Raw genomic sequence first — 13,077 nt, 5'->3', positions numbered from 1 at the left:
AGCCTGCCGATACTCCTCCCCAACATGCCTCGGGAGGCTCTGCATCCATGCCTGGTTTTGACTGGAACATCCATCTGCCCCTCAACTTCGGCCGGGACTGCGCCACGGCCCTGACCCTGGCCCGCAGCCTGCCCGGGGAGGTTCAGCGCCCCGTCTTCGAAACCTACGTCAGCCAGCGATTCCAGCAGGTCCACGGCGCCACCATCCGTCAGTTCATGCCGGAGCTGTTCGGCTTGAGTGATCCCCAGGGCGCGCTGTGCGCCGTCGCCGGGGTGCGCCTGGCCAGCAGCGGCCCGCTGTTTCTGGAACGTTATCTGGATGCACCGATCGAGGAGTTGATCGACTTCGCCGCCCAGCGCCCGACGGCGCGTCAGGGCGTGGTGGAAGTGGGCAACCTGGCGGCCAGCGACACCGGCAGCGCACGCCTGTCCATCATCGCCATCACCTGGCTGCTGGCCATGGGTGGCCTGGAGTGGGTGGCGTTCACCGGCAACATCGGCCTGGTCAACAGCTTTCATCGCCTGGGCCTGCGCCCCCTGACCCTGTGCGCGGCCGATCCCGAGCGCCTGGGTGAAGAGCGGCATCACTGGGGCAGCTACTACCAAAGCCAGCCATCGGTACACGTGGGCAGCATCCGCGCAGGCTTCATCCACTTGCGCAACATGGGGATGTTCAACCGCCTGGGCTTGCCGGAGTCATTCGAGGAGAACACCCATGTCGCCTGAAGTGCAGCGCTTCAAGGAAGCACTACGCAAGCACGCCGAAGAAAAGACCGCCCACATTGCACTCTGGGGCGATCGCCTGCACCTGGACTACGCCACCCTGTATGCCGAGGTGATCGACCGCCAGCAACGGCTGCGCGAGGCACAGGTAAACGTGCTGGCCCTGGCCCTGGACAACGGCCCGGAACTGCTGCTCTGGGACCTGGCTGCGCTGTTCGAGGGCCTGACCTGCCTGACCCTGCCGCCCTTCTTCAGCGCTGCCCAGCGCCAGCACTGCCTGGAACAGAGCCGCGCCGAGCTGCTGCTGGCCGAAGACGGCCAGGAGGCGCCACTGCAAGCCGCCGGCTATGAGCGCCAGGGCGAATTCTGGCGCCGACGCTTCGATGGGCCCTCGATCCTGCCGCCAGGCACCGCGAAACTGACCTTCACCTCCGGCACCACCGGCACCCCCAAAGGCGTGTGCCTGGGCGCCGACAGCCTGCTGCGGGTGGCCCGGGAACTGGAACAGGCCAGTCACTCCAGCAACCCGCGCCATCACCTGGCGCTGCTGCCCCTGGGGATTCTCCTGGAAAACCTGGGCTGCTACGCCGCGCTTTATGCCGGTGCCACCCTCAGCCTGCCGAGCCAGAAAACCCTGGGCATCCAGGGCGCCAGCGGGGTCGACGCGCCCACCTTGCTCGGCTGCCTGGCCCAGCGCCAGCCCGAAAGCCTGATCCTGGTGCCACAGTTGTTGCTGTTGTTGGTGGGGGCCGCCGAACAGCGCCTGTTCAATCCCGCCAGCCTGCGCTTTGCCGCCGTGGGCGGGGCCAAGGTCTCGCTGGAGCTGCTGCAACGCGCCCAGCGCCTGGGCCTGCCGGTGTACGAGGGCTACGGGCTGTCGGAGTGCGCCTCGGTGGTGTGCCTCAACCGTCCCGGCGCACACCGCCCAGGCAGCGTCGGCCAGCCCTTGCCCCATGTCCGAGTGCACCTGGCCGCCGACGGCGAGGTGCTGATCGAGGGCTCGCTGCTGCTGGGCTACCTGGGTGAACCCGAGCGGGTCGAGCGCTGGTGGCACAGCGGCGATATCGGTGAGTTCGACAGCGATGGCTACCTCTATCTCAAGGGCCGCAAGAAGCACCAGTTCGTCACCAGCTACGGGCGCAACGTCAACCCCGAATGGGTCGAAGCCGAACTGACCCAGCGCAGCCATATTGCCCAAGCCTTCGTCTACGGCGAGGCCCTGCCTCGCAACCATGCCCTGCTCTGGCCCCATCGGCCGGACTGCAGCGACAGCCAACTGGACGCCGCCGTGGCCCAGGCCAACGAGGCCTTGCCGGACTACGCCCAGGTCCACCACTGGACCCGCCTGCAGCACCCCTTCACCCCAGCCAACGGCCTGCTCACCGCCAACGGCCGGCCTCGCCGCGAGGCCATCGTTGAACGCTACCGCGACCTGCTCTGCCCTACTGTTCATTCCGAGGAATCATCGTCATGAGTTTTTTCGACCAACTGCAAGCCGCCACCTCCCGGGAACGGGAACAGCTGTTCAGCCTGCCGATCATTCGTGAAGCCCTGGCCGGCCAGGTCAGCCTTGAGGGCTACCGGGCGTTCCTGACCCAGGCCTACTACCACGTGCGCCACACCGTGCCGCTGATGATGGCGTGCGGCGCACGCCTGCCGGAACGTCTGGAATGGCTGCGCGGCGCGGTGTGCGAGTACATCGAGGAGGAGTACGGCCATGAACAGTGGGTGCTCAACGACATCGTCGCCTGCGGCGGCGACCGTCTGGCGGTTCGCGATGGCCGCCCGTCCCTGGCCATCGAGTTGATGGTGAGCTTTCTCTATGACCTGATCGCCCGGGACAATCCGGTGGGACTGTTCGGCATGGTCAACGTGCTCGAAGGCACCAGCATCGCCCTGGCCACCCTGGCCGCCGGCAGCATCCAGGACAGTCTGCAACTGCCCCAGAGCGCCTTCAGTTACCTGGCCTCCCACGGTTCCCTGGACATCGAGCATATGCAGACTTACAAGCGCCTGATGGAGCGTCTCGACGACCCTGCCGACCAGGCCGCAGTGATCCATGCCTCGAAGGTGGTCTACCACCTGTACAGCGAGATGTTCCGCGGTCTGCCACGTGTCGGGGAGCGCGCCCATGCGCCTGCCTGAAACCCGTGCCGTGCTCACCGGGGCCAGTGGCGGCATCGGCCTGGCCATCGCCGAGGCCCTGTGCGCCAGTGGCGCCCAGGTGCTGGCCGTGGCCCGGCACAAGGAACCCCTGGAGCCGCTGCTGGCGCGTTACCCGAATCAACTGTGCTGGGTCTCGGCGGACCTGACCTTTCTCAGCGACCGGCGCAAGGTGCTGCTGGCCGCCGAGGCCATCGGTAGCGTCAACCTGCTGATCAACGCCGCCGGAATCAATCACTTCGCCATGCTCGAACAGCTCGAAGACGCCGAGATCAACGCCATGCTGGCGGTCAACATCGGCGCACCGATGTGCCTGACTCGCCTGCTGCTACCGCTGTTGCAACAGGCTTCCAGCGCCATGGTGGTGAACGTCGGCTCCACCTACGGCTCCATCGGCTACCCCGGTTATGCCGCCTACTGCGCCAGCAAGTTCGCCTTGCGCGGTTTCTCCGAGGCCCTGCGCCGGGAACTGGCGGACACCCGGGTCAACGTGCTCTATGTGGCGCCGCGAGCCACCCGCACCAGCATGAACAGCCCCGCCGCCCAGGCCTTGAACGATGCCTTGAAAAGCAACGTCGACGATCCGCAGACCGTGGCCAGCGCGGTGGTCCACGCCATTGCCGGCGACCACCGCGAGTTGTACCTGGGCTGGCCGGAACGCTTTTTTGTCCGCCTCAACAGTCTGCTGCCCAACCTGGTGGACCGCGGCCTGCGTAAACACCTGCCGCTGATCCGGCGGCTGAGTATCCGATCCGAACGGGAGCACGAAAAACCATGAAGAACCTGATCAGCGCACTGTTGCTGGGCTGTTTGAGCCTGCCCGCCTGGGCCCTGGATACGGCGGACCAGCAACGTCTCGGCGTCATCCAGCAAGGCTGGGCGCACATTCAGTACCAGGTGCCGGCCGAGCAACGGGCCGCCGCCTTTGAACAGCTGGCCACGCAAACCCGGGCCTTTACCCAGGAGCGCCCGGCGGTCGCCGAAGCCTGGATCTGGTCGGGCATCGTCACCAGCAGTTGGGCCGGAGCCCAGGGCGGGCTGGGGGCCTTGAGCAAGGTCAAGGCGGCCAAGGCCGACCTGGAACGGGCGCTGAATCTGGACCCCAAGGCCCTGCAGGGTTCTGCCTACACCAGCCTGGGTGCACTGTATGATCGCGTTCCTGGCTGGCCCATCGGGTTCGGCGACGCCGACAAGGCCGAGGAGCTGCTCAAGCAAGCCTTGCAGCAAAACCCCGACGGCCTGGATAGTCTGTACTTCTGGGGTGACCACCTGTATCGCCAGGGCCGCTACGGTGAAGCCCGGGTCGCTTTGCTCAAGGCATTGCAAGCTGCTCCGCGCCCCGGGCGGGAAGTGGCCGACAAGGGCCGGCACGAAGAGATCCAGGCGCTGCTGGCCGAGGTGGGCAAGAAAATCAAATGATCCGGACAGGACAGGAGTCGTTGTGCGCTTACTACTGATCGAGGACGACCAGCCCCTGGGCGAAGGTATCCACCAAGCCTTGACTCGCGAAGGCTACACCGTGGACTGGCTCAAGGACGGCAGCAGCGCGTTGCATGCGCTGCTCAGCGAAACCTTCGACCTGGCCTTGCTCGACCTCGGCCTGCCGCGCCTGGATGGACTGCAAGTGCTCAAGCGCCTGCGTGACAGTGGCTCGACCCTGCCGGTGCTGATTCTCACCGCCCGGGACGCCACCGAAGACCGTATCGCCGGCCTGGACGCCGGCGCCGACGACTACCTGATCAAGCCCTTCGACCTGGACGAACTCAAGGCCCGGCTGCGGGCCCTGCTGCGGCGCAGTGCCGGGCGCGCCCGGGTGCTGATCGAGCACGCTGGCATCAGCCTCGACCCTGGCACCCAGCAGGTGCACTACCACGGCGAGCCGGTGGCCCTGACACCCAAGGAGTACCAGCTGCTCTACGAACTGCTCTCGCCGCCGGGTAGGGTGATGACCCGCGACCGCCTGGTGCAGTTGCTCTACGGCTGGAATGAAGAGGCCGAGAGCAACACCCTGGAAGTGCACATCCACCATCTGCGCAAGAAGTTTTCCGCCGACCTGATCCGCACCATTCGCGGGGTCGGTTATCTGGTGGAGGAGCGTCGATGAATTCGATCCGCCGACGCACCCTGACCCTGATCATCGGTCTGCTGTTCGCCGGCCTGCTGATTCTGACGACCTTCAACCTGCACGACAGCAACCACGAGATCGACGAGGTCTACGACGCCCAACTGGCGCAACATGCCCGGCTGCTGCTGGGCATCATGCGCATGCCCAACAGCAGCGCCGAGCAGGCCCAGCTGTATCACGCCTTCAACCTGGCACTGAGCCAGGCCATGCCCCAGGTCGACGGTCACCCCTACGAAAGCAAGATCGCCTTCCAGGTGTGGGACCGCAAAGGCAGCCTGCTGGTGCGTACCACCAGCGCCCCCGCCCTGGCGGTGCAGCCGCTGGCGCCAGGGTTCGGCAATGAACAGGACGGCAACGACCATCAGTGGCGCACCTTCATCCTGGATGATCAGGATTCCGGGCTGCGGGTCTGGGTCGGCGAGCGAGTCGATGTGCGCAGTGACCTGGTCAACCGCATCATGCGCCACACCCTGTGGCCCAATGTGGTCGGCAGCCTGCTGCTGGTGCTGATGATCTGGCTGGCCATCGGCTGGGGCCTGCGCCCCCTGGCCAATATGGCCGCCCTGCTCCGGGCCCGGCCCAGCGGTTCCCTGGAACCCTTGCACCTGGAACCGCTGCCCAGGGAACTGGAACCCATGCAGGCTGCCCTCAACCGCATGCTGACGCAGATTCAGGAACTGCTGGGCCGCGAGCGGCGTTTCATTGCCGACGCCGCCCATGAGCTGCGCACGCCCCTGGCGGTGTTGCGCGTGCACGCGCAGAACCTGTTGCAAGCCGGCACCGAACAGGAACGCCGAGCCTCCCTGGAATCGCTGATCCTGGGCGTCGACCGCGCCGGGCGCCTGGTCAACCAGTTGCTGACCATGGCCCGCCTGGAACCCAAGGCGCAGATGCCCAGCGAGCAGACCGTGGACCTGGCCCACACCGTGCGCGACAGCCTGGTGCAACTGACCCCGTGGCTGCTGAACAAGGGCCTGGAGCTGTCCTTCGAGGTGGACGAGCGTCCCTATCCGGTTCGCGCTGAAGCGGCCTCCATCGATATTGCCCTGAATAACCTGATCAGCAACGCGGTGAACTTTTCACCGGCCAATGGCGTGATCAGCGTGCGCCTGACCCAGGTCGACGAACACTTCGAACTGAGCGTGGAAGACCAGGGCCCGGGCATCGATGAAGGGGAACGCGAGCGGCTGTTCGAGCGCTTCTACAGTCGCGGCAACGTCCACGGCGCCGGCCTTGGGCTGACCATCGTCAGCGTCATCGCCCGCCACCTGGGTGGCCGGATCAGCCTCGACAACCTGCCCCAGGGCGGCCTGCGCGCGACCTTGTCGATTCCCTGCCAGCAACCGCTGCGGCTGGGCAGCGCCTGGACGGCGCGCCGCGAGCCATAGACCATGGGCGGGCGCCGGGACTGAACGCTCAGTCCGGCGTGGCCTTCCCGGACAGCGCGATCAAGTGCTCGCTGCAGCCGAAGCCGCCCACCGCATCGTCGTACCAGGACACTTCCACCACCGCAATGCAGCCGTCATAGGACTGCCCCACCAGCGTGCCGTCGGCCTTGAACACCCGCAGGTAGCCGCCAACGCTGTACCGCGAGCTGTCGCCATCACCGGGCATGGTCATGGTGGGAATCCAGGTGCGCCAGCTGAACAAGCGGTATTTCTGGTAGTAGAAGGCCTGGTCAGGACTGTAGTCGCGGCCCTGATACGGCGTGCCGTAGTAGAACGAACCGTAGGCCTGGTACGCCAGGAACACCGCCAGCGCGGAGCCCAGAATGAGTTTGATTTTTTGCATCGGGAGGGTCGTTCCTTTTACCCGTGGGGTCTTCAAGAGGGGGCAGGTCCAGCAGGCGCAGGCAGGCCTGGACAATCGCCTTGAGCAGGGCCGGGCATGGTCCTCAACGGCGGCGCTCAAAGCGCCGGCATTCTAGAGCAATAGCGGCGTAAAAGAGAGCTGGGAATCCTGCGGTGCAAGGGCTGTCTGGGGCATGGGATCGACGGCAGGCCGGCTCGTTGACAAGCGCCGTGGCAACGCCGACCATCTGCCGCCGTCAGCACTGGCGGATGCCTGGATCGAGGAGTGGCAAGGGTGAAAAGGATGAGCGTATTGCTGTTATCGCTGGCCGCTGCCTGCAGCGCGGCCCAGGCCACCAGTGAGGTCGAAGCTGCCCGCCAATCCCTGAAGAACTACGGCCTGGCCAACTGCCTGGCCGAGCGCTTCGAGGAACCCTCGGCCATGCGTCAGGACGTCGGCCACGCCGTCGGCATGTACGGCGTGCTGGGGATAGGCCTGTACAACGTGCTGCAGAACGAAGACACCCTGGAAACCCTGCACAACCCCTACACCGCCACCACCGACTACGTGGCACAAGCCTATGAGCAGGCCTCGGGAAGCAGCAAATACAGCCGCGACAAGGTGGTGCTGCATGCTTGCCTTGAGGTCTACAACTCCCGGGCCTTCGATGAGTTCATCCAGACCCAGGACCGCTACGCCCGGCCTGGCGGCTAAGACGCCGCCTTCTCTGCCCGATGTCGCAAAGGCGTTGTTCGAGGTCGAATCCAGCCTGCCGACCCAGCTCGCGCTGTCCATACTCAAGGGCCCTGTCCCCTGGTAATGGACTACCCCTGTGAACCTGCCACCGCTCCTGCCTGACACCGCCCCTGCCCTGGTCAACCCGCTGCGTCTGGACCAGGACGATCTGCGGCACTTCAAAGAGCGTGGCTTCATCAAACTGCGCAGTCTGTTGACGCCCGCGGCCATCCTGCAACTGCGCGAGCTGGCCAACAGCCAACTGCGCCCTGCCCCCTCGGGCACCTCGGCCCATGGCGACGGTTTCAGCCGCCTGACCCACCGAGTGACCCAGGTGGGCATCCTCGAACGCCTCTACCGGCAACCGGCCTTCGCCCAGGTGCTGACCCGCCTCACCGGCTGCCGCTTGATCATGAGCGAGGCCCAGAGCTTCGAGCTGGGGGTGGGACGCTCGGGCTTTGCCTGGCATTACGACTCGCTGAACTTTCGCTACATCCGCCCCCAGGACCCGGCCTTCAGTCTGTGGATGCCGTTGCAGCCGATCCGCCCCCAACTGCAAGGTGGCGGCATGGCCTGGGTGCCCCTGTCGCTGTTCTCGGCCCAGGAGAACTTCCAGTTCTCGCGCCTGCTGGCAGGCAAACTGGCACGGGGCGAGACGGTGGCCGAATTTTCCGCGCACCTGCGCCAGACCTACTGCACGCCCGGGGTGCTTACCGACGCCTTCGAGGAGCAACGCATCGAAGAGGCCTTCGATCCCGGCGACGCCCTACTGTTCAGCAAATACCTGTGGCACCGCTCCAGCCCCTTGCTGCCCGGCGACCTGGAACGGCGCCAGGCCGTGACCCTGCGCTTGCTGGACTGGCGGGCATGCCTTGATCCACTGATGCAGGAAGGTGAAACCCGCAGCGCCGGTGGCCTGGGCATGGGCCTGGACGGCGGCCCGCTGAACCCGGTGTCCTACGGCTCGCGCTTCGTCGACATCAAGCCCGGTGCAGCGATCCGCAGTTCGGCCCATTGCGGGCCGATTCTCTGAACCAGGCTAGATCTCGGGCCCCAGCAACACCTGCTGCTGCGCCGCGCACAGCTGCACCAGATAGTCCCAGACCACCCGCAACCGCACCGATTTGTGCAGCTCGCGGCGGGTGCTGATCCAGTAGGCGCGCTGGATGCTCTCGGCCGGTAGCAACGGCACCAGTTGCGGGTCGGCGGCGGCCATGTAGCACGGCAGCACGGCGATCCCCAGACCGGAGCGGGCCGCTTCCTGCTGGGCGATGACACTGGTGCTGTGGAACACCACCTGGGGGTTGCGGCAAAAGCTGTTGAGGAACATCAGTTCCTGGCTGAACAAGAGGTCGTCGACATAACCGATCCAGGCGTGGCGCCCCAGGTCCTCGCGGCTGCGCAGGGGCGGCGCGCGGTCCAGGTAGGCCTGGCTGGCGTACAGGGCCAGGCGGTAGTCGGTGAGTTTGCGGGTCACCAGCATGTCGGCATTGGGGCGCTCCAGGTGAATGCTGATCTCCGCCTCGCGATTGAGAATGCTGACAAAGCGCGGCACCGCCACCAGCTCCACTTCCAACCCCGGATAACGTTCGAACAGGCCATACATGCGGCTGGCCAGGAACTTCACCCCCAGGCCTTCGGTGACGCCGACGCGGATCTTGCCCAGGGGCGCACTGGACTGGGTGATTTCTTCCTGCACCAGCAAAGCGACGTTTTCCATGGCCTCGGCGTGCTTGAGCAGCGCCTCGCCGGCCGGGGTCAGCTCGTAGCCCTGGGCATGTTGGACGAACAGCGCGGTGCCCAGGGCCTTCTCCACCGCCTCGATATGCCGGGCCACCGTGGCGTGGGTGGTGTTCAGTCGCCGGGCCGCGGTGAGCAGGCGCCCGCTGCGTTGCAGCTCGAGGAAGTAGCGCAGATCGTTCCAGTCGAACATGGAAAATCCTGGTCGATGTCGAAGAGGGACGCTGTTAGAAAACGCACAGCAGGTGGGTAAAAACTAACATTCTTTTAACGAAAGCTAACAACTAGGATGAGGGCAAAACAAGAACGAAGAAAAGAGGTCACGGATGCTCCCTGCCTTTGACGCCTACGACTACATCGTGGTCGGCGCCGGTCCCGCCGGCTGTCTGCTGGCCAATCGCTTGTCGGCCAATCCCCAGCACCGGGTGCTGCTGCTGGAAGCCGGCGGCCGCGACAACTACCCCTGGATCCACATTCCCGTGGGCTACTTGTTCTGCATCGGCAACCCGCGCACTGACTGGTGCTTCAAGACCGAAGCCGAACCGGGCCTGCAAGGTCGCAGCCTGAGCTACCCGCGGGGCAAGGTGCTGGGCGGCTGCTCCTCGATCAACGGCATGATCTACATGCGCGGCCAGGCCGCCGACTACGACGGTTGGGCCGCTGAAGGCAACCCGGGCTGGAGCTGGAACGAGGTCCTGCCGCTGTTCAAGAAAAGCGAAAACCACTTTGCCGGGGGCAGCGAGTTGCACGGCGCCGCCGGTGAATGGCGGGTCGAGCGCCAGCGCCTGTCATGGCCGATCCTCGATGCCTTCCGCACGGCTGCGCAGCAGAGCGGCATCCGCAACATCGACGACTTCAATGGCGGCGACAACGAAGGCTGCGGCTACTTCCAGGTCAACCAGAAGGCCGGGGTGCGCTGGAACGCCGCCAAGGCTTTTCTCAAGCCCATCGCCAACCGCTCCAACCTGGTGGTGCTGACCGATGTCGAGGTGCAGCGGCTGATACTCGAGGACGGCCGCGCCACCGCAGTACGGGCCATCAGCCAGGGCCGCCAGCAGACGTTCAAGGCCCGCCGGGAGATCATTCTGTGCGCCGGTTCCGTCGGCTCGCCAAGTATTCTGCAGCGCTCCGGGATTGGTCCGAGCGCGCTGCTGCAGCGGCTGGGGATCGGGGTCAGCCATGACCTGCCTGGGGTCGGCGGCAACCTCCAGGATCACCTGCAGTTGCGCCTGATCTACAAGCTGGAAAACGCTCGCACCCTGAACCAGATCGCCGGCAGCCTGTGGGGCAAGATGGGCATGGGCCTGCGCTACCTGTATGACCGCAGCGGCCCGCTGTCCATGGCCCCGAGCCAATTGGGCGCCTTTGCCCGCTCGGGACCGGAGCAGACCAGCGCCAACCTCGAATACCACGTGCAGCCGCTGTCCCTGGAGCGCTTCGGTGAGCCCCTGCACAGCTTCCCGGCCTTCACCGCCTCGGTCTGCGACCTGCGTCCGCAAAGCCGCGGCCGGATAGAGATACGCTCCGTGGAACCCGGGGATGCACCGCTGATCCAGCCCAATTACCTGAGCCATCCGGAGGATCTGCGCGTCGCCGCCGATGCCATCCGCCTGACCCGGCGCATTGTCGGTGCCCCGGCCCTGCAGCCGTTCAAACCCAGCGAATACCTGCCCGGGCCGCAGCTGCAGAGTGAGGAACAACTGCATGAAGCGGCGGCGCGCATCGGCACCACCATCTTTCATCCGGTGGGCACCTGTCGCATGGGCAGCGACGCCCACGCCGTCGTCGACGCGCAACTGCGGGTGCACGGCATTCCCGGACTGCGGATTGCCGATGCCTCGATCATGCCGCGCATCACCTCCGGCAACACCTGCTCGCCGACGCTGATGATCGCCGAGAAGGCTGCCGAACTGATTCTCGCCAGCGTCCCCAGGAGTACCGTCCAGCACAAGGAGAACACCACCCCGGCATGAGTGCAGGAGCCGGCTTGCCGGCGAAGGCGCCTCCAAGGCCGGCACCTGGCTCAAGGGCCTCTTCGCTGGCAGGCCAGCTCCTACGCTCGGGAGGTAAACGAAGGTTCATCGCACGGTCGCGGTGAATCGCAACAACGGCGTCGGTCACGGCGCCGGCAGTGGAACAACAACAATAATCACTGTAAGGAAGCCCCCTATGTCAGAACACGCTCAGCCTCTCAATGCGTCCCTGGACGACTGCGCCGCCAAGGGCAGTCAGAAGGTGATCTTCGCCTCGTCACTCGGCACGGTGTTCGAGTGGTATGACTTCTTTCTCTATGGCGCCCTGGCGGCGGTGATCAGCAAGCAGTTCTTCGCCGGGGTCAACGACACCACGGCGTTCATCTTCGCCCTCATGGCCTTTGCCGCCGGCTTCGTGGTGCGCCCCTTCGGCGCCCTGGTGTTCGGTCGCCTGGGGGACATGATCGGCCGCAAGTACACCTTCCTCGCCACCATCGTCCTCATGGGAGTGGCGACTTTCGCCGTGGGCCTGCTGCCCAACTACGCCAGCATCGGCATCGCCGCACCGATCATCCTGGTGGCCCTGCGCATGCTCCAGGGCCTGGCCCTGGGCGGTGAATACGGCGGTGCCGCCACCTATGTGGCCGAGCACGCGCCCCAGGGCAAGCGCGGTTTGCACACCAGCTGGATCCAGTCCACCGCAACCCTCGGCCTGCTGCTGTCGCTGCTGGTGGTACTGGCTTGCCGCTATTTCACCGGCGATCAATTCGAGGTCTGGGGCTGGCGCCTGCCGTTCCTGCTGTCCATCGTCCTGCTGGGCATCTCCACCTGGATCCGCATGAGCCTGCACGAGTCGCCGGCCTTCCTGAAAATGAAAGAAGAAGGCCGCGCCAGCAAGGCGCCGATCCGCGAGTCCTTCGGCAAATGGGAGAATCTCAAGGTGGTGCTGATCGCCCTGTTCAGCATCAACGCCGGGCAAGCGGTGACCTTCTACGCCGCGCAGTTCTACGTTTTGTTCTTCCTCACCCAGTTCCTCAAGATGGACCCGGCCCTGGCCAACAGCCTGCTGATCATCAGCGTGGTGATCGGTGCGCCGATGTTCATCTTCTTCGGCTGGCTCTCGGACAAGATCGGCCGCAAGCCGGTGCTGATGCTCGGCCTGCTGCTGGCCACCGTGCTGTATTTCCCGATCTTCAAGGCCCTGGCCCATTACGCCAACCCGGCCATCGACCAGGCCAGCCGCCAGGCGCCCATCAGCGTCAGCGCCGACCCGGCCACCTGTACCTTCCAGTTCGACCCAGTGGGCAAGGCGCGCTTCGACAGCCCCTGCGACAAGGTCAAGACCTTCCTGGTGAAACAGGGCCTGCCCTACAGCAGCGTCGCCGCCCCGGCCGGCAGCCCGGTGCAGGTCAGCGTCGGTGACGTGACGATCAACGGCTTCGACGAAGCGGCGCTGCGTGGCGCGGTGACCCTGGCCGGCTATCCGCAGCAGGCAGACACCCAGAACGTCAACAAGCCCATGGTGGTGCTGTTGATCGTGGCGCTGATCCTGATTGCCGCCATGTGCTACGGCCCGCTGGCAGCGCTGATGGTGGAGCTGTTCCCGACCCGTATCCGCTACACCTCGATGTCCCTGCCCTACCACATTGGCAACGGCTGGTTTGGCGGCTTCCTGCCCACCGTGTCCTTTGCCCTGGTGGTGTACACCGGCGATATCTTCTATGGCCTGTGGTACCCGGTGCTGATTACCGGGGTCAGCCTGGTGGTGGGCTTGCTGTGTTTGCGTGAGACCCGGGATATCGATATCGACCACGTCTGACGGGGCCGT

General features: G+C 65.5%; 13 protein-coding genes. 11 read left to right on the top strand and 2 right to left on the bottom strand.

Features of this window, described 5'->3' with window-relative positions; all coding sequences use genetic code 11:
• Positions 1–47 precede the first annotated feature (47 nt).
• From PFZ56_RS18350 to PFZ56_RS18320, 7 genes are read left to right on the top strand one after another with little or no spacing between them, the layout of a single operon-like run.
• Positions 48–725, top strand: coding sequence for a thermostable hemolysin (locus PFZ56_RS18350; RefSeq protein ID WP_102879825.1), 678 nt, complete (start codon positions 48–50; stop codon positions 723–725).
• On the top strand, positions 715–2,196 hold the full coding sequence (locus PFZ56_RS18345; RefSeq protein WP_170003079.1) for an AMP-binding protein: 1,482 nt from the start codon (positions 715–717) through the stop codon (positions 2,194–2,196). Before PFZ56_RS18350 ends, PFZ56_RS18345 begins: the two co-directional genes overlap by 11 nt.
• Positions 2,193–2,867, top strand: a complete 675-nt coding sequence (locus tag PFZ56_RS18340; protein WP_170003081.1) for a TenA family transcriptional regulator — start codon at positions 2,193–2,195, stop codon at positions 2,865–2,867. Before PFZ56_RS18345 ends, PFZ56_RS18340 begins: the two co-directional genes overlap by 4 nt.
• Entirely contained in the window at positions 2,854–3,663 is an 810-nt protein-coding gene (locus PFZ56_RS18335) for an SDR family oxidoreductase (RefSeq protein ID WP_110595783.1), read from the top strand. Before PFZ56_RS18340 ends, PFZ56_RS18335 begins: the two co-directional genes overlap by 14 nt.
• Positions 3,660–4,304: a tetratricopeptide repeat protein gene (locus tag PFZ56_RS18330; protein WP_102879829.1), complete on the top strand. Its 645-nt coding sequence runs from the start codon at positions 3,660–3,662 to the stop codon at positions 4,302–4,304. The genes PFZ56_RS18335 and PFZ56_RS18330 overlap by 4 nt, the downstream gene beginning before the upstream one ends.
• Before the next feature lie 22 nt (positions 4,305–4,326).
• On the top strand, positions 4,327–4,989 hold the full coding sequence (locus tag PFZ56_RS18325; protein WP_102864368.1) for a response regulator: 663 nt from the start codon (positions 4,327–4,329) through the stop codon (positions 4,987–4,989).
• The gene (locus tag PFZ56_RS18320; protein WP_170003083.1) at positions 4,986–6,398 is read left to right on the top strand and encodes an ATP-binding protein; all 1,413 of its coding nucleotides are present in this window, start codon (positions 4,986–4,988) and stop codon (positions 6,396–6,398) included. The genes PFZ56_RS18325 and PFZ56_RS18320 overlap by 4 nt, the downstream gene beginning before the upstream one ends.
• A 28-nt stretch (positions 6,399–6,426) precedes the next feature.
• Here PFZ56_RS18320 and PFZ56_RS18315 read toward each other — a convergent pair whose 3' ends face one another.
• Positions 6,427–6,801, bottom strand: coding sequence for a hypothetical protein (locus tag PFZ56_RS18315; protein ID WP_102879831.1), 375 nt, complete (start codon positions 6,799–6,801; stop codon positions 6,427–6,429).
• Positions 6,802–7,104: 303 nt separating this feature from the next.
• On the opposite strand from PFZ56_RS18315, the gene PFZ56_RS18310 reads away from it, so the two are divergent.
• Both PFZ56_RS18310 and PFZ56_RS18305 read left to right on the top strand, forming a co-directional pair.
• Positions 7,105–7,515, top strand: coding sequence for a hypothetical protein (locus tag PFZ56_RS18310; protein ID WP_222933759.1), 411 nt, complete (start codon positions 7,105–7,107; stop codon positions 7,513–7,515).
• Positions 7,516–7,633: 118 nt separating this feature from the next.
• Entirely contained in the window at positions 7,634–8,569 is a 936-nt protein-coding gene (locus tag PFZ56_RS18305) for a phytanoyl-CoA dioxygenase family protein (protein WP_102879833.1), read from the top strand.
• A 6-nt stretch (positions 8,570–8,575) separates the two neighbouring features.
• Here PFZ56_RS18305 and PFZ56_RS18300 read toward each other — a convergent pair whose 3' ends face one another.
• Entirely contained in the window at positions 8,576–9,469 is an 894-nt protein-coding gene (locus tag PFZ56_RS18300) for a LysR family transcriptional regulator (protein ID WP_170003085.1), read from the bottom strand.
• 133 nt (positions 9,470–9,602) lie between these two features.
• Here PFZ56_RS18300 and PFZ56_RS18295 point away from each other — a divergent pair, with 133 nt between their 5' ends.
• Complete coding sequence (locus PFZ56_RS18295; protein WP_110653464.1) at positions 9,603–11,249, top strand: GMC family oxidoreductase; 1,647 nt, start codon at positions 9,603–9,605, stop codon at positions 11,247–11,249.
• Positions 11,250–11,445: 196 nt separating this feature from the next.
• Complete coding sequence (locus PFZ56_RS18290) at positions 11,446–13,068, top strand: MFS transporter (RefSeq protein ID WP_170003087.1); 1,623 nt, start codon at positions 11,446–11,448, stop codon at positions 13,066–13,068.
• The last annotated feature ends 9 nt before the right edge of the window (positions 13,069–13,077 follow it).

The organism is Pseudomonas danubii (assembly GCF_042980055.1).
Classification (GTDB): domain Bacteria; phylum Pseudomonadota; class Gammaproteobacteria; order Pseudomonadales; family Pseudomonadaceae; genus Aquipseudomonas; species Aquipseudomonas danubii.
This window is presented reverse-complemented; position numbering and strand designations above follow the sequence as displayed.

Excerpts from the sequence above, each read along its gene's own strand:
- PFZ56_RS18350 (WP_102879825.1), top strand. The coding sequence starts at position 48 with ATGCCTGGTTTTGACTGGAACATCCATCTGCCCCTCAACTTCGGCCGG.
- PFZ56_RS18345 (WP_170003079.1), top strand. The coding sequence starts at position 715 with ATGTCGCCTGAAGTGCAGCGCTTCAAGGAAGCACTACGCAAGCACGCC.
- PFZ56_RS18340 (WP_170003081.1), top strand. The coding sequence starts at position 2,193 with ATGAGTTTTTTCGACCAACTGCAAGCCGCCACCTCCCGGGAACGGGAA.
- PFZ56_RS18335 (WP_110595783.1), top strand. The coding sequence starts at position 2,854 with ATGCGCCTGCCTGAAACCCGTGCCGTGCTCACCGGGGCCAGTGGCGGC.
- PFZ56_RS18330 (WP_102879829.1), top strand. The coding sequence starts at position 3,660 with ATGAAGAACCTGATCAGCGCACTGTTGCTGGGCTGTTTGAGCCTGCCC.
- PFZ56_RS18320 (WP_170003083.1), top strand. The coding sequence starts at position 4,986 with ATGAATTCGATCCGCCGACGCACCCTGACCCTGATCATCGGTCTGCTG.
- PFZ56_RS18315 (WP_102879831.1), bottom strand. The coding sequence starts at position 6,801 with ATGCAAAAAATCAAACTCATTCTGGGCTCCGCGCTGGCGGTGTTCCTG.
- PFZ56_RS18310 (WP_222933759.1), top strand. The coding sequence starts at position 7,105 with ATGAGCGTATTGCTGTTATCGCTGGCCGCTGCCTGCAGCGCGGCCCAG.
- PFZ56_RS18300 (WP_170003085.1), bottom strand. The coding sequence starts at position 9,469 with ATGTTCGACTGGAACGATCTGCGCTACTTCCTCGAGCTGCAACGCAGC.
- PFZ56_RS18295 (WP_110653464.1), top strand. The coding sequence starts at position 9,603 with ATGCTCCCTGCCTTTGACGCCTACGACTACATCGTGGTCGGCGCCGGT.
- PFZ56_RS18290 (WP_170003087.1), top strand. The coding sequence starts at position 11,446 with ATGTCAGAACACGCTCAGCCTCTCAATGCGTCCCTGGACGACTGCGCC.